Annotated in this window: 17 protein-coding genes; 12 read left to right on the top strand and 5 right to left on the bottom strand. The window is 74.4% G+C overall.

Annotation, left to right across the window (positions count from 1 at the left end; all coding sequences use genetic code 11):
* Window positions 1-142 precede the first annotated feature (142 nt).
* The 7 genes from N542_RS0101205 to N542_RS22845 are packed head-to-tail and all read left to right on the top strand — an operon-like array spanning window position 143 to window position 8,539.
* Window positions 143-1,786: a carbamoyltransferase family protein gene (locus N542_RS0101205; RefSeq protein WP_028642372.1), complete on the top strand. Its 1,644-nt coding sequence runs from the start codon at window positions 143-145 to the stop codon at window positions 1,784-1,786.
* Window positions 1,783-3,297, top strand: coding sequence for an HAD-IIIA family hydrolase (locus N542_RS0101210; RefSeq protein ID WP_028642373.1), 1,515 nt, complete (start codon window positions 1,783-1,785; stop codon window positions 3,295-3,297). The genes N542_RS0101205 and N542_RS0101210 overlap by 4 nt, the downstream gene beginning before the upstream one ends.
* Entirely contained in the window at window positions 3,294-4,337 is a 1,044-nt protein-coding gene (locus N542_RS0101215) for a glycosyltransferase family 9 protein (RefSeq protein WP_197025820.1), read from the top strand. Before N542_RS0101210 ends, N542_RS0101215 begins: the two co-directional genes overlap by 4 nt.
* Window positions 4,334-5,545, top strand: a complete 1,212-nt coding sequence (locus N542_RS22840) for a glycosyltransferase (RefSeq protein ID WP_036505925.1) — start codon at window positions 4,334-4,336, stop codon at window positions 5,543-5,545. The genes N542_RS0101215 and N542_RS22840 overlap by 4 nt, the downstream gene beginning before the upstream one ends.
* Window positions 5,542-6,177: a D-sedoheptulose-7-phosphate isomerase gene (locus N542_RS0101225; RefSeq protein WP_051551271.1), complete on the top strand. Its 636-nt coding sequence runs from the start codon at window positions 5,542-5,544 to the stop codon at window positions 6,175-6,177. The genes N542_RS22840 and N542_RS0101225 overlap by 4 nt, the downstream gene beginning before the upstream one ends.
* The gene (gene rfaE2 / locus N542_RS0101230; protein ID WP_028642376.1) at window positions 6,174-7,562 is read left to right on the top strand and encodes a D-glycero-beta-D-manno-heptose 1-phosphate adenylyltransferase; all 1,389 of its coding nucleotides are present in this window, start codon (window positions 6,174-6,176) and stop codon (window positions 7,560-7,562) included. Before N542_RS0101225 ends, rfaE2 begins: the two co-directional genes overlap by 4 nt.
* Window positions 7,559-8,539 (top strand): glycosyltransferase family 9 protein, encoded by a 981-nt coding sequence (locus N542_RS22845; RefSeq protein WP_051551272.1) that lies wholly within the window; start codon window positions 7,559-7,561, stop codon window positions 8,537-8,539. Before rfaE2 ends, N542_RS22845 begins: the two co-directional genes overlap by 4 nt.
* Here the strand turns inward: N542_RS22845 and N542_RS28380 are convergent.
* From N542_RS28380 to N542_RS0101245, 3 genes are all read right to left on the bottom strand, one after another.
* Window positions 8,448-8,849, bottom strand: a complete 402-nt coding sequence (locus N542_RS28380) for an STAS domain-containing protein (RefSeq protein WP_081794947.1) — start codon at window positions 8,847-8,849, stop codon at window positions 8,448-8,450. The genes N542_RS22845 and N542_RS28380 overlap by 92 nt on opposite strands.
* A gap of 88 nt (window positions 8,850-8,937) precedes the next feature.
* On the bottom strand, window positions 8,938-9,651 hold the full coding sequence (locus N542_RS0101240) for a GAF domain-containing protein (RefSeq protein ID WP_028642377.1): 714 nt from the start codon (window positions 9,649-9,651) through the stop codon (window positions 8,938-8,940).
* A 207-nt stretch (window positions 9,652-9,858) separates the two neighbouring features.
* On the bottom strand, window positions 9,859-10,503 hold the full coding sequence (locus N542_RS0101245; protein WP_028642378.1) for a hypothetical protein: 645 nt from the start codon (window positions 10,501-10,503) through the stop codon (window positions 9,859-9,861).
* A gap of 119 nt (window positions 10,504-10,622) precedes the next feature.
* On the opposite strand from N542_RS0101245, the gene N542_RS0101250 reads away from it, so the two are divergent.
* Window positions 10,623-11,099 carry a DUF4383 domain-containing protein gene (locus N542_RS0101250; protein ID WP_028642379.1) on the top strand — a complete coding sequence of 159 codons (477 nt, stop codon included), beginning with the start codon at window positions 10,623-10,625 and terminating at the stop codon, window positions 11,097-11,099.
* A gap of 14 nt (window positions 11,100-11,113) precedes the next feature.
* Here the strand turns inward: N542_RS0101250 and N542_RS0101255 are convergent, their stop codons facing one another.
* Entirely contained in the window at window positions 11,114-11,908 is a 795-nt protein-coding gene (locus N542_RS0101255; protein WP_028642380.1) for an SDR family oxidoreductase, read from the bottom strand.
* 87 nt (window positions 11,909-11,995) lie between these two features.
* Here N542_RS0101255 and N542_RS22850 point away from each other — a divergent pair, with 87 nt between their 5' ends.
* Window positions 11,996-12,958: an SDR family NAD(P)-dependent oxidoreductase gene (locus tag N542_RS22850; RefSeq protein WP_197025821.1), complete on the top strand. Its 963-nt coding sequence runs from the start codon at window positions 11,996-11,998 to the stop codon at window positions 12,956-12,958.
* A 71-nt stretch (window positions 12,959-13,029) separates the two neighbouring features.
* On the top strand, window positions 13,030-13,551 hold the full coding sequence (locus tag N542_RS0101265; protein WP_155992813.1) for a DUF5709 domain-containing protein: 522 nt from the start codon (window positions 13,030-13,032) through the stop codon (window positions 13,549-13,551).
* Here the strand turns inward: N542_RS0101265 and N542_RS0101270 are convergent.
* Window positions 13,530-14,342: an MBL fold metallo-hydrolase gene (locus tag N542_RS0101270; protein WP_028642382.1), complete on the bottom strand. Its 813-nt coding sequence runs from the start codon at window positions 14,340-14,342 to the stop codon at window positions 13,530-13,532. The two genes, N542_RS0101265 and N542_RS0101270, sit on opposite strands and share 22 nt — an antisense overlap.
* Window positions 14,343-14,513: 171 nt before the next feature.
* Between N542_RS0101270 and N542_RS0101275 the strand changes: the two genes are divergently transcribed.
* Together N542_RS0101275 and N542_RS0101280 are read left to right on the top strand one after the other, a co-directional pair.
* Complete coding sequence (locus N542_RS0101275; protein ID WP_028642383.1) at window positions 14,514-14,906, top strand: STAS domain-containing protein; 393 nt, start codon at window positions 14,514-14,516, stop codon at window positions 14,904-14,906.
* Between the two features lie 81 nt (window positions 14,907-14,987).
* Window positions 14,988-15,227, top strand: coding sequence for a hypothetical protein (locus N542_RS0101280; protein WP_028642384.1), 240 nt, complete (start codon window positions 14,988-14,990; stop codon window positions 15,225-15,227).
* Window position 15,228: the final 1 nt, after the last annotated feature.

The raw sequence follows: 15,228 nt of genomic DNA on the forward strand, positions 1-15,228 counted from the left end.
CGACCGGTCTCCCACAAGTGCTTCTTCATGCCTCGCCCGGTTCCACGCGGGAGCGGGCCCGATCGGGAGAGAGACGTTTGTCGGGTCCCCATAGGGGAACCGCGTCGCATCCGCAGGTCCGTCCGATCCAGGAGGTGTGCCCGTGAAGGTCCTCGGCATCAATGCGCTGTTCCACGACCCGGCCGCCGCGCTCGTGGTCGACGGGGTCACGGTGGCCGCCGTGGAGGAGGAGCGGCTCTCCCGCCGCAAGCACGGCCACCGCCCGGTGCCCTTCGCGGCCTGGGAGCTCCCGGAGCTGGCCGCGCGGTCGTGCCTGGAGCAGGCAGGGCTCGATGTCACCGACGTCGACGCGGTCGCCTACTCCTACGACCCCGGTCTGGCCCGTCCGGCCGAGGCGATGTCGCTGCACGACCCGTGGGACCACCTGCGCCAGACCTATGCCCGCCAGGCGCCCGGCTTCCTCAGTTCGGCTCTGCCGGGTCTGGACCCCGCCGCGGTCCGGTTCGTCCCCCACCACGTCTCCCACGGCGCCTCCGCGGCCCTGGCCGCCTACCCCGACACGGACGCCGACGTCCTGGTGCTCGACGGCCGGGGAGAGTGCGCGAGCCACCTCGCCGGTCACTACTCGGACGGTCGCCTCACGGTGCACGCCGCCCAGGAGCTGCCCCACTCGTTGGGCCTGCTCTACGAGGAGCTGACCGACCACCTGGGCTTCCTGCGGTCCTCGGACGAGTTCAAGGTGATGGCGATGGCGTCGTACGGCACGCCGCGCTTCCTCGACGAGATGCGCCGGCTCGTCCGGGCCGACGGGCGCGGCGGCTTCGTCGCCCACGGGGTCGACTGGGCGGGCCTCGCCAAGCGCCTGGAGCCCGGGGAGGAGTGGACCGAGCAGCACGCCGACCTGGCCGCCTCGGTGCAGCGACGCCTCGAGGAGGTCCTGCTCGAGCTGGCGCAGTGGCTGCGCGCGCGCACCGGTGCCACGCGCCTCGCCATGGCTGGCGGGGTGGCGCTCAACTGCGTCGCCAACACGGCACTGCACGAGCAGAGCGGGTACGACGAGGTCTGGGTGCAGCCCGCCGCCGGAGACGCCGGCACCGCGCTGGGCGCGGCGCTCCAGGTGGCCGCGGACGGGGGCGACCGGCTCGAGACCTTCCGCGGGGCGGACCTCGGACGGGGCTGGAGCGACGACGAGATCGAGGCGTGCCTGCGCACGGCGCAGGTCGCCTACGAGCGGCCGGCCGACGTGGCCGAGGAGGTCGCGGAGTGCCTGGCCGCCGACGGCGTCGTCGCCTGGTTCCAGGGCCGCAGCGAGTACGGACCGCGTGCCCTGGGCAACCGTTCGCTCCTCGCCGACGCCCGCAACGTCGCCAACCTCGAGCGGCTCAACGACGTGAAGGGTCGCGAGCAGTTCCGGCCGGTGGCCCCGATGGTGCTCGCCGACCGGGCGACCGAGATCTTCTCCGGTGGGCCGCTCCCCTCGCCGTACATGCTCTTCGTGCACGACGTGGCGCCCGCGTGGCGCGAGCGCATCCCGGCGGTGGTGCACGTGGACGGCACCGCCCGGGTCCAGACGGTCGACGCCGCGGACCAGCCGCTGCTGGCCCGGATGCTGCGGGCGTTCGAGCGGCGCACGGACACGCCGGTCGTGGTCAACACCAGCCTCAACACGGCGGGGCGCCCGATGGTGGACTCGCCCCGCGACGCGCTGGAGTGCTTCGGCTCGGCACCGGTGACCCTGCTGGCCATCGGACCCTTCGTGGTCCGGCGGGGAGGCCGGGCGCGATGAGCCTGCCGCAGACCACGCTCGTGATCCCGACCCTGGGCCGGCCGAGCCTGGTGGTGCTGCTACGTGCACTGGCGGACCAGACGGTGCCGCTGCGGTCACCCGTGGTCCTGGTGGACGACCGCCCCTCGGGCACGGACCTCGCCGAGGTGCTGGACCACGAGCTCGGCCACGACCACGGACTGGAGCTCCTGGTGCTGCGGGCCGGGGGCGGCGGGCCGGCCCGGGCGCGCAACCTGGGCTGGCGGCACGCCCGGACGACGTGGGTCTCCTTCCTCGACGACGACGTGGTGCCGCCCGACAGCTGGTACGCCGACCTCGCGGCCGACCTCGGGGCCGCCGAGCTGGCCGCCGCGGCCGGCAGTGTGGGCCGGGTCCACGTGCCCCTGCCACCGGACCGGGCACCGACCGACTGGGAGCGCGGGACGGCCGGGCTCGAGACCGCCCGGTGGATCACCGCGGACCTGACCTACCGACGCAGCGCGCTCTCCGCCGTCGGCGGCTTCGACGAGCGGTTCCCGCGCGCCTTCCGGGAGGACGCCGACCTGGCGCTGCGGCTGGGCGCCGAACGCGGACGCGTCGTGGACGGCGCTCGTCGCGTCACCCACCCGGTGCGTCCTGCCGGCGACTGGGCCAGCCTGCGTCAGCAGGCCGGCAACGCCGACGACTTCCTGATGCGCGCGCTCCACGGCCGCCACTGGCACCGGCGCGCGCAGGCGCCCGTCGGCCGCCGCGCCCGCAACGCCGCGATCACGGCGCTGGGGCTGGTGGCGCTCGGAGCGGAATGCGCACGGAGACGGCCGCTCGCCGTCGGCGCGGCCGCTGCGTGGGCCGCCGGATCGCTCGAGCTGGCCTGGGCGCGGATCGCGCCCGGCCCCCGCGACCGCGCAGAGGTGCGCCGGATGCTGCTGACCAGCATCGCCATCCCCCCTGCGGCGACCTTCCACTCGCTGCGCGGCCTCGTCCGTCATCGCGGCGCCCGTCCTTGGCGTGGCCTGCCCGACCTGGTGCTGCTGGACCGCGACGGGACCCTGGTCGAGGACGTGCCCTACAACGGCGACCCGACCCTCGTGCGCCCGATGCCCGGTGCCGCCGAGGCGCTGAGCCGGGTGCGGGCGCTCGGCGTGCGCACCGCCCTGGTCACCAACCAGTCGGGCATCGCATCCGGCCGCATCTCCCGGGCCCAGGCCGACGCCGTCAACGCGCGCGTCGAGGAGCTGCTCGGTCCCTTCGACGCCATCTACCTCTGCCCGCACGCGGCCGCGGACGGCTGCGACTGCCGCAAGCCTGAGCCCGGCATGGTGAAGCAGGCCTGCCTCGACCTCGGCGTCGACGCCGCGCGCACCGTCCTGATCGGTGACATCGGCTCCGACGTGGCGGCGGCGGAGGCCGCCGGAGCGGTGGGCATCCTGGTGCCGACCGGCGCGACCCTCGGCGCCGAGGTCGCGGCCGCCGGGCTCGTCGAGCCGTCCGTGGACGGCGCGGTCGACCGGATCCTGGCGGGTGCCTGGTGACCCGGACCCTGGTGGTGCGCCTCGACAGCCTCGGTGACGTGCTGGTGACCGGGCCCGCCGTACGCGCGCTCGCCGCCGGGTCCGACCACCTCGCCCTGCTGTGCGGGCCGCGCGGCCGAGCGGCGGCCGAGCTGCTGCCGGGGGTCGACGAGATCCTCTGCTGGGCATCCCCGTGGATCGACCCCGAGCCCGATCCGGTGCGCCGCGGCGACATCGAGGACCTCGTCGACACCGTGGCTGCCGGGCGCTACGACCGCGCGGTGGTCGTCACCTCCTTCCACCAGTCGGCCCTGCCGACCGCCCTGGTGCTGCGCCTGGCCGGCGTGCCCTGGATCGGGGCGATCAGCGAGGACTACCCCGGCTCGCTGCTCGACCTGCGCCACCGCTGCGCCGACGACCTCCCCGAGGCCGAGCGGGCGCTGGGCCTGGCTCGGGCGTGCGGCGCGGAGCCGCCGCCCGGCGACGACGGCCGCCTGGCCCTGCGTCCCGGCGCCTGGTCGGCACCGACCGTGGGCGAGCCCTACGTCGTGCTGCACCCGGGCACCTCGGTGCCCGCCCGCGCCTGGCCCGCCGAGGGCTACCGCCGGCTGTGCCGGTCCCTGACGGCCGGCGGGGTGCGGGTCGTCGTCACCGGCGCGCCGGACGAGTGCTCGTTGACGGCGTACGTCGCCGGCGAGGAGGGCGAGGACCGTGGTGGGTGCACGGACCTCGCTGAGCTCGCCGGGATCCTCGCCGGCGCCCAGGCGGTGGTGGTGGGCAACACCGGGCCGGCCCACCTCGCGGCGGCGGTCGGCACCCCCGTCGTCTCGCTCTTCGCACCGACGGTGCCCGCTGCGCGCTGGGCGCCGTACGGCGTGCCCGTCGCCGTGCTCGGCGACCAGCACGCCCCGTGCCGGGGCAGCCGCGCCACCACCTGCCCGGTGCCGGGTCACCCGTGCCTGAGCTCGGTCACGGCGGACGACGTGGTGACCGCTCTCGAGTCGCTGCTCGGCCGGGCCGGGACCCCTGACCGCCGCACCACGTTGAGGAGGATCTCATGAGGATCGCACTCGTCTCCGAGCACGCAGACCCGCTCGCAGCGATCGGCGGCACCGACGCCGGGGGGCAGAACGTGCACGTGGCGGCGCTGGCCGCCGGGCTCGTGCGGCGCGGCCACGACGTCACCGTCTTCACCCGCCGAGACACCACCGGCGGGGCCGCCGCCGTCCGGTGCGAGGACGGCTACGTCGTCCGCCGCATCACGGCGGGACCCCCGACCGACGTCCCCAAGGACGAGCTGCTGCAGTACATGCCCGCCTTCGGTGCGCGGTTGCGGACCCACCTCGAGGCCGAGCGTCCCGACCTGGTGCACGCGCACTTCTGGATGAGCGGGCTCGCCAGCCGGGACGCGACCCGCGGCACGGGCATCCCGGTCGTCCAGACCTTCCACGCCCTCGGATCGGTGAAGCGGCGCGAGCAGGGCGACGCGGACACCAGTCCGCCGACCCGCATCGACCACGAGCGACGGCTGTGCCGCGACGTCGACCACGTCGTCGCCACCTGTGCCGACGAGGTCGAGGAGCTGCGCGAGCTCGGGCTGCCGCCGGGCCGTGCCAGCGTCATCCCCTGCGGCGTCGACACCGACCTCTTCCGACCGGGGCCACGCCGCGATCCCGACGGCCCTCCCCGCCTGCTCGTCGTCGGACGGCTGGTGACGCGCAAGGGCATCGGCAACACGGTCGAGGCACTGCGCGACCTCCCCGGCGTCGAGCTCGTGATCGCCGGCGGCCCTCGCCGCGACGCGCTCGACGCCGATCCCGCAGTAGTGCGGCTGCGCGCGCTGGCCGACCGCCTGGGGGTGGCCGACCGGGTGCGGCTCGTGGGCAGCGTCGCCCGGCCCGACGTGCCGGCGCTGATCCGCGACTGCGACGTGGTCGTGGCGGTGCCGTGGTACGAGCCCTTCGGCATCGTGCCGCTCGAGGCGATGGCCTGCGGCCGGCCCGTGGTGGGATCGGCCGTCGGTGGCCTGCTCGACTCCGTCGTGCCGGGCGAGACCGGTGAGCTGGTCGCTCCGCGCCGGCCCGACCAGGTGGCCCGGGCCGTCCGCGGGCTCCTCGACGACCCCGCCCGGCGCGCGGCGTACGGCGTCGCGAGTCGGAGGCGCGCCGTCGAGCGCTACGACTGGCGCCGTGTCGTCGAGCAGACCGAGACCGTCTACCGCGCAGTTGCGGGCGTCCATGCCCGCCCGACCACGAAGGTGCTCCGATGACCACGACCACGACCCGCCACCACGACCTGGCGGCGACCCCCTGCGACCACGAGCACCTCCACGAGCTCTCGAAGGCGCTGGCGCGCTTCGGCAGCTGTGTGGACGTCGTCGACGACTGGGGCACCCGGCTGGCCCAGATCCTGGCATCGGGAGGTCGGCTGCTCGCGGCCGGCAACGGCGGCAGCGCGGCCCAGGCCCAGCACCTCACCGCCGAGCTGGTGGGTCGCTACCGCCACGACCGGCCGCCCTTCTCCGCGATCTGCCTCAGCGCGGAGACCTCCAGCCTGACGGCGATCTGCAACGACTACCCCGCCAGCGAGCTGTTCGCGCGCCAGGTGGAGGCCCACGGCCGCCCGGGTGACGTGCTGGTGCTGATGTCGACGAGCGGCCGCAGTGAGAACCTCGTCGCGGCGGCGCAGCGTGGCCGCGAGGTGGGCATGCACGTCTGGTCGACGACCGGCCCGCTCCCCAACCCGCTCGCCGAGCACTCGACGGAGTGCTGCGCGGTGGACGCGCCGTACACCGCCACGGTGCAGGAGCTGCACCTGGTCGCGCTCCACGTCCTCTGCGCCGCCCTCGACCGCGCCCTCGGCGTGGGGGTGTCCCGGACGCGGGCACCGGGAGCGTCGTGACCGCGGGACCGGTGGTCGTGCTCGGCGACGCCCTGCTCGACATCGACGTCCTCGGACACGCCGGCCGGCTCAGCCCGGACGCACCGGTGCCGGTCGTGGCCGTCGACGACGAGGTGCCGCGGCCCGGCGGCGCCGCCCTGGCGGCGGCGCTGGCGGCGCGCGACACCGACGTGGTCCTGGTCACCGCCCTGGCCGAGGACGAGGACGGGGCCCGGCTGCGCGCCCTGGTCGAGGCTGCGGGGGTCCGCGTCGTGGCTCTGCCCCACGCCGGCAGCACCCCGGTCAAGCGGCGCGTCCGCGCCGACGGCCAGTCGCTGGTCCGGCTGGACCACGGAGGCGCCGGGCCCATCGACGCCTCGGGCGGGGCGGTGGTCGACGCTCTCCGCTCGGCCTCCGCGGTCCTGGTCTCCGACTACGGGCACGGCCTGACCGGTCTCGGACCGGTCCGGGCCGCGCTCGCCGATGCCGCCCACCGGATGCCGGTGGTCTGGGACCCGCACCCCCGGGGCGCGATGCCGGTGCCCGGCGTACGGCTCGCCACGCCGAACCTGGCCGAGGCCAGTGCCTTGGCCGGCGGTCTCGAGCAGGTCCCTCCGGCCCTGGACGGGCTGACGCGGGTCACCGACGAGGCGCGCGTCCTGGTCGTGGCCTGGCGCGCGCACGCGGTCGCGGTGACGCTGGGAGCGCGTGGCGCCCTGCTGTCCCACGGCGAGTCCTCCCCGTCGGTGATCCCCGCGCCCCAGGTCGTGGGCGCCGGTGACGCCTGCGGAGCCGGCGACCGGTTCGCGAGCGCCGCCACCGTCGCCCTCGCGTCGGGGGCCGTGACCCTGGAGGCGGTCCAGGCTGCGGTGCACGGCGCCGCCCGCTTCGTCGCCGACGGAGGCGCCGCTGCGTTCGGCCGGGCCCCTGTCGGTGCGAGCCAGGCCTCCGGTGCCTCCGTGGTCGAGCGCGTGCGGGCGGCCGGGGGCAAGGTGGTGGCGACGGGTGGCTGCTTCGACCTGCTCCACGCCGGGCACGTCGCGACCCTGGAGGCCGCTCGCGCGCTCGGCGACTGCCTGGTCGTGTGCCTGAACTCCGACCAGTCCGTACGCCGCCTCAAGGGCCCGTCCCGACCGCTGGTGCCGCAGGCCGACCGGGCCCGGGTGCTGGCCGCCCTCCAGCCCGTGGACGAGGTCGTCGTCTTCGAGGAGGACACACCGGTCGAGGCACTCCGCCGGCTGCGGCCCGACGTCTGGGTCAAGGGCGGGGACTACGCCGGCGCGGAGCTGCCGGAGGCGGCCATCCTCCGGGGGTGGGGCGGGCAGTCCGTGGTCGTGCCCTACCTCGCCGGCCGGTCGACGAGCGGGCTGGTGACCGCAGCAGCGGGGCGGCCTGACCGACCGTGAGCCCACGGGCGCTGGTCCTCCGAGCCATCGGTCTCGGCGACTACCTCGCCGGGGTGCCGGCCCTGCGCGCGCTGCGGCGCGCCCTGCCGGCGCACGAGCTCGTGCTCGCCGCGCCGCCCGCGCTCGCACCCCTGGTCAGGCTCACCGACGCCGTCGACCGGCTGCTGCCGACCCGTGAGCTCCAGCCGGTCCCGTGGCGCGGCAGGCCTCCCGAGGTCGCCGTCGACCTGCACGGCAACGGGCCGGCGAGCAAGCGTCTGCTCCAGGAGCTGCACCCCGGCCGGCTGGTCGCCTTCGCCGGACCCGGCGGTGGCGGTGAGCCGGTGGCCGGTCCCGGCTGGCGCGCCGACGAGCACGAGCGCAGCCGCTGGTGCCGGCTCGTCACGGAGGCCTTCGACGTCGCGGCCGACCCCGACGACGTCGGCATCGCTGCGCCGACGGAGCCGGCCTCGGTGACCGCCGCGGTGCTGGTGCACGTCGGGGCCGCCTCGGAGAGCCGCCGCTGGCCCGAGGAGCGCTTCGCCCGCGCCGCCGCGTGGGCCCGGGCTCGCGGCGAGACCGTGGTCCTCACCGGCACGAGCGCCGAGCGCGCCCGCGCCGAACGGGTGGCCGGCGCGGCCGGCCTCCCGTCGTCCGCCGTGCTGGCCGGACGCACCGACCTGCAGGAGCTCGCGGCGACGGTGGCCTCCGCCCGTCTGGTCGTCTCGGGAGACACGGGGGTCGCCCACCTCGCCTCGGCCCTGGCGACGCCTTCGGTCGTGCTGTTCGGGCCGGTGTCTCCAGCGACCTGGGGACCACCCGTCGACGGTCCCCACACGGTCGTGTGGCATGGCGACGGCACGGGCGATCCGCACGGCGCGGTCGTCGACCCCGCGCTCCTCGCGATCACGGTCGACGAGGTGGTGGCTGCCATGGAGTGCCGGCTCCCCGCCGTCGGCCGGCGATCCTCGGCGACGCACCGCGCGCGGACGGCATGAGCACCACCGGTACGCACCGCGAGTAGCCGGTCACCTCGATGACCCGCTGGAGGAAGGGCGAACTCACCAGCATCGTGCAGGCATCCCCCGAGGCCTGACGGCTCGACGCCAACCGAGCCAGCTGGCGGATGGTGCCGCAGTCGATGAACGTCACGGCCGTGAGGTCGAGGACCGTACGCCGCCCTCCGGGTGCCCGGGCCAGGCGGCGGCACGACACCCCCACCGCGGCTCGCGTGGACAGGTCGAACTCACCGTCGAGGTGCAGGACGAGGCAGCCGTCCTCGACGGTCTCCGTCATCAGGGAACGCATGGCCTGCGCCCTCCGGGAGCGATCGGTGCCAGGTCTGAGCACCGACGACCCTCCCACCTTAGTCCCTGGTCGCCGCCCGGTCGACCGGCTACGTGCCCGCCCCGCCCCCGAACTCGTGCCACGACTCGAGCAGCGCCTCGGCGACCCGCAGCTCGCTGGCGCCCGCGCACGCGGCGGCGTCGCGGAGCAGTCGACGCGCCTGCTCCTCGTCAACGTCGAGCTGGGCGCAGATGACGCCGACGGCGGTCGAGATCTTCGAGGAGTCCTTCAGGTGCCCGGGAGCCTCGGTGGCGAGTCGGCGGGTGTCGAAGGACAGGTCCGCGTTGGTGACGGCGCCACCCGCCCAGGCACCGAAGATCTCGGCGAGCTGGTCGTGCAGGCCGCCGAAGGCGCGGCGCGAGGCGGCGTACAGGTTGACGCTCCCGATCACCCGGTCGCCGACCAGGATCGGCAGGGTGAGCGTCGACTGCACCCCCTTGGCCGCTGTCGCCTGCGCGAAGAGCTGCCAGTCCTGCTCGGCGAAGTCCTCGGCCTGGGCCTCGAGAGGGTCGGTGCTGGCGAGCGCATCGACGCAGGGTCCGCCCGCGAGGTACTGCATAGCGTCGAGCACCGCGATGTCCACCGCCGACGCGACCAGCGTGAACGTGACGCCGTACTCGACGGTGGCGATGCTGAGCCCGATGCAGTCCGGCACGAGCGCGCGCACCTGCTGGCCGGCACGGGTCAGACTCGTCCGCAGCTCGGCCTCCGCCGCGGGATCCAGCTCGTCGAACGCGGCGATGGTCTCGGGGACCGGCTCCATGCTCACGCTGTCGCGACCTCCTCCGCTCGACGACCACGTGGACCGTGGGGACCACGTGGACCAACGGTCCATGTCAGCTGATCGGTGTCCATGCCAGGGGCTGTACCCCGCTGCCCGGCCGGCAATACGGTCGCTCGCGACGTTCCTCGCAGGACTGCGTTTCCGGTCGGAGCGGGACACGACGGTGAGCCGCCGGCACCGATGTGGTCAGCCGTCGCGCTGGTCGCCGAGCGAGGGCCGGGGTGACCCGTACGGCTCATGGAGTGCGAGGTACCGCGCCGGGTTGGCGACGGGCCGGGCGCCGGAGCGCAGCCAGGCGTGGAAGCCGAAGGCGTTGCGCGACTCGAGCTCGTCGAGGTAGGCCTGTCGCAGGTTGACCAGCTCGAGCCGCTCGGCACTGGTGCGGCTCAGCTTGAGGGCCACGAAGCTGTCCGACCAGGCCCGGCAGAGCGCCCCGTCCTCGAGAGCGTGCACCGGCCCGGCGAGCAGGTCGGCGGTCAGGACCGACGGCAGGTCGACCACCCCGACTCCCGGCCGACCGAGGGCGCTGCGCCGACAGGCCACCGCGCGCCGGACGACGGGAGGCGCCGTCGCGGCGGCCAGCACCAGCAGTCCGAAGCCCGCGGGGCCACTGGCCGACAGTCCGCCTGCCACGGCAGCGCCGAGCAGACCGGCCCGGAGCCACGCGTGCGCCGCCCACCGATCGTGACCGGCACCCACCGCAGCCGTGGCGGTGGCGGCGAGGAGCCCGACGCACACGACGGTGACGGGCGCGACCACGAGGCCGACGGCGACGGGTACGGCACCGACGACCAGCCAGCAGGCCGACCAGACCCAGCGATAGACGTTCATGGGGCTCGCTCGGTATCCCGGCGTCCAGGGCCCAATCGCCGCCGCCGCCGATGTTTCGCCCCCACGCTGATGGCTACCGGAGCGGCGCCACTTCCCAACGCGTCAAGGAGGAGAAGACCATGTCCACTTCCACCAGGTCCACCGCGTTCGCCCCGAGTGCCGTCCGCCTCACCCGGCTCGCCGCGCTGGTCGTCGGTGCCGTCTTCCTGGTCGTCGGCATCCTCGGCTTCATCCCCGGGATCACGACGCACTACAGCGACATGACGTTCGCGGGTCACATGAGCCACGCCAAGCTGCTCGGGATCTTCGAGGTGTCGGTGCTCCACAACCTGGTGCACGTGGCGTACGGCGTCGTCGGCCTCGCGGTCGCCGCTCGGCCGAAGGCCGCCGTCACGTACTTCCTCGCCGGCGGCGTCGTCTACCTCGCGCTGTGGATCTACGGGCTCGCCATCGGCCACGACAGCTCCGCGAACTTCGTGCCTCTCAACACCGCCGACAACTGGCTGCACCTCGTGCTCGGGGTCGCCATGGTCGGTCTCGGGCTGGTGCTGCAGCGCAAGCTGCGCGGCAGCCTGACCGCCGACCGGGCGATGTAGAAGAGGGCCCGAGGTCAGACCTCACGCCACCCGGTCGCGGAGTCGTGTCCGTGCGCGGCCATCAGCATCAGGCCACCGTCGACGGCGTAGGAGGAGCCGGTCACGTACGCCGAGCGCGGTGACGCCAGGAAGCCGATGACCGAGGCGACCTCGTTGACGTGGCCCGGGCGACCGAGCGGGTTGCCCGGGCGCTCCTCGTGGTAGGCGTCCGACTCGTCGAGCCCGGTCATCGCCGTGGCGATCTCGCCGGGCGCGACCGCGTTGACGGTGATGTCGTGCTCGGCGAGCTCCAGCGCCAGCACCTTGGTCAGCATGCCGAGTCCCGCCTTGGCGGAGCAGTACGCCGCCGCCCCGAGCCGCGGGACGTGCTCGTGCACGCTGGTGACGTTGATGATGCGGCCACCACGGTCCGCCGCGATCATGCGGCGGGCAGCGGACTGGGCACACAGGAACGGACCGTCCAGGTCGGTCGCGAGCACCTGTCGCCAGGTCGCGAGGTCGAGGTCCAGCGCTCGCGAGGAGTGCCCGGTCCCGGCGACGTTGACCAGGACCCCCACTCCCCCGAGCTGGTCCGCGAGGCGGTCGACCACGGCCCCCGCGTCGGGCGCTGCGGCGTCGAGCTGCTCGACGAAGCACCGTTGGCCGCGCATCTCGACCTCCTTAGCGGTCGCTCGGACGCCGTCGGCGTCGGTGTGGAAGGTCGCTCCGATGTCGAAGCCCTCCGCCGCCAGGAGCTTCGCGGTCGCCTGCCCGATGCCGGAGTCGGCACCGGTGACGATGGCCAGTCGGGGGTGGTGTTCGCGCGCCATGGCGCAGCGGTAGCCGCCCGCTGCGGGATTCATGCCGGCTGCCGGACGCGGTCGGCATGCCCGCCACCGGTCGGGATACCGGCGGCCGTGCGGACTCTCACGGATCAGGTGGTGCTGGTGACCGGTGCCTCGAGCGGCATCGGCCGCGCCACGGCGCTCGGCGCCGCCCGGGCCGGCGCCCACGTGGTGCTCGTCGCCCGCGACCCGACCGCGCTGCACTCGACTGCTGCCGAATGCGAGACGGCCGGCGCCGCGTCGACGCTGGTGGTCCCGACCGACGTCGGCCTCGACGACGCCGTGCGCGCCATGGTCTCGACCACGCTGGAGCGGCACGGGCGTCTCGACGTGGTGGTCTCGGGCGCCGGGGTGGTGTCGTACGGTCGCGCCGAGGCGGTCCCCGCCGAGGTCTTCGACCGCGTCCTGCGCACCAACCTCCTGGGAGCCGCGAACGTGGCCCGCCACGTGCTGCCGACACTGCGACACCAGCGGTCCGGCACCCTCCTCTACGTCGGCTCCGTCATCGGTCACGTCGCCGTGCCCTCGTTGACGGCGTACGCCGTCAGCAAGTGGGGCCTGCGGTCGCTGGTCCACCAGCTGCGCCTGGAGAACCGCGACCTGCGCGGCGTGCACATCGGCTACGTCGCGCCCGGCGGGGTCGACACGCCGATCTACCGGGAGGCGGCCAACTACGGGGGCTGGGAGGCCCGGCCACCGCCGCCGTACGTGCGTCCCGAGCGGGTCGCGCGGCAGATCCTCGATCGCCTCGCACGACCGCGCCGCCGCGCGCAGCTGAGCGCCGCCAACGACGTCGTGCGGTTCGGCTTCACGTGCCTGCCGGTCGTCTACGACCACCTGGTCGGACCGATGTGCCAGCTGCTGGCGGTCGATCTCAGCCGCCCCGCCCCGTCCACCTCCGGCAACGTGCTGCACTCCCGTGACACCGGTCACCAGGTCTCGGGTGACCACGGCGGGGTCCTGCGCGGCATCGGCAGCAACGTCTCCTCGCTGCTACGCCGGGCGGCGGGCCACCCGGCGTCGGCGGATCCGTGAGGGTGACCCTCGGATAGGCCGAGGACCGAGTGGGTACCACGCCGGGACGCAACCGAGATGTGGAGGCACCGATGAGCGACCAGCAGCCCGACGTGGACACGGCGATCGGCACCGACCCGGCCGTCGACGTCACCCAGGACGCCTCGGACAACGAGAGCTACCACGGCTACAGCGTCGACGACGAGACGCAGCCGCAGAGCACCGGCGACAGCTTGGTCGACGACGACCGTGGCCTGGCCGACCCCCTCGACGAGGGCTTCTCGCCGCCGGAGAAGTGGTCGGTGGCCCAGGGGTTCGGCAACACCCCGCTCGAGGAGAGCATGGGCGAGACGCTCGACCAGCGCCTCCAGCAGGAGATCCCGGAGCCCGACCCCTATGAGCTCGCCGAGCGCGAGGCGGTCACCGCCGAGCAGTCACAGACCGAGGTCGGCGATGAGCGGGCCGGCCGGCTCGTCGCTCCCGACGAGGGCGTGCGCACCGATGTCGAGGCGGGTCTGGTCGCCGAGGACGTCGGCATCGACGGCGCCGCAGCCGGCGCCGAGGAGGCGGCGGTCCACGTCGTCGACGACGACTACGTCGAGCCGCCGTCGTAGTCGGGCTGCAGGCTGACCGTCTCGCCGCGTCGTACGACGCGCAGCTGGGTCGCCACGCCGCGGCGGCCGCACGTGTCCACGAAGGCGCTCAGCGGAGACTTGAACACGCCGTAGTCGTCGTAGTGCACCGGCACCGCGACCCGGGGCGTCAGCAGCTGCAGCAGGTCGGCGCCCTGGCGGTCGTCCATGGTGACGGTGAGGCCGAGCAGCCGCGTGCCGCCGAGGTGGACGACGGCCGCATCCACGGGCCCGCAGCGCTCGGTGATCTGGGCGAGCGTCGGGGAGTAGAGCGTGTCACCGCTGACGTACACCCGGAGCGGCTGGCCGTCGGGTGACTCGAGCTCCAGGACGGTGCCCATCACCGGCGGCACCAGGGCGCGCGCCACCCCCTTCCCGTGCTGGCCCGGCACGGCTCGCACGCTGAGACGGTGCCCCGCGTCCTCGTACGACGTGGACTCCCAGGTGGCCAGGCCCGCGGCGTTCTCGAAGCCCCACTTCCGCAGCCGATCAGCGGCGCTGGTCGTCGACAGCACGGGAAGCGACCGGTCGAGCTCGGCACGGGCGGTGCGGTCGAAGTGGTCACCGTGCAGGTGGGAGAGCACGACGAGGTCCAGGGCGGGCAGGTCCTTCACCCGGCGGCTGGGCTCGGTCAGCCTGGTGGAGAAGAAGCCCTTGCCCAGGTAGGCACGTTGGCCCCGGTGCAGGAAGTTCGGGTCGGTGAGGATGGTGAAGGGACCCAGCCGCAGGATCGTGGTCGCCGTCCCGACGAACTCCAGTGTGGCGCTCACCATGGCAGTGCTCCTCGCGTAGGTCCGGTGGTGGACCTCGGTCCCCGAAGCCACCGGTCCCAAACCGCACCACTACCCCTGAGGAGGTAGTGGCGCCCCGACGCGTCGGCTAGCGTCGGGGTGCGACACCGAGCTCAGAACCGGCCGGTGCAGCTTTCCTCTCGGGATTCACTCATGACTGCAACGTTCCACCTCTGCTCGGCGCCGTCCCACGCATCGCTCCGCATCGACGGCGAGCTGGACGTCCAGAGCCGCGGGCCCCTCGCCTGGCGGCTGCTCGACCTCGAGCAGCTCCGGTGCACCCGCTACCTGCTCGACCTCGGCAACGTGACCCACGTCGACTCCAGCTGCCTGCGACTGATCGACGACGCGCGCGAGCGGATCGTCGCCCGCGGTGCCGAGCTCCAGGTCGAGTCGGCGTCGCTGTGCTTCCGGCTCCTGACCCGGGTCGGCGGCTACACCGCGCTCGCCGAGGAGGCCGAACGACAGCTCGTGGCTGCTTCGGCGGGCGACCGGATGCTGCGGACGCTGCCCGGCCGCGACACCGCGGCGGGGCCCGCCGGCTGAGTGGGACGACCAGAGGGGTGCGGATACCCGGCGCCCTTCGGGGTACCGGCCCGTTCCCCCACCGAAGAGGAGTGATGAACCATGGCCACAGGTGAGACCGGCTTCGACGACGTCACGTTCGACCTGATCTCGTTGCAGTACCACGCGCTCAAGGCCGGGCACGACTACGGCCAGTACGTCCGCGACGCCGAGAACGCGGGACGCGACGACATCGCCGGCTTCTTCCGCGACGTGATGGAGCAGGACAGCGCCCGCGCGCACCAGTGCCACGCGTTCCTGGCCGAGCTGGGCGGCACCGACAACACCGCACCCCAGGCGTGAG

This window comes from Nocardioides sp. URHA0020, assembly GCF_000620705.1.
GTDB lineage: Bacteria > Actinomycetota > Actinomycetes > Propionibacteriales > Nocardioidaceae > Nocardioides.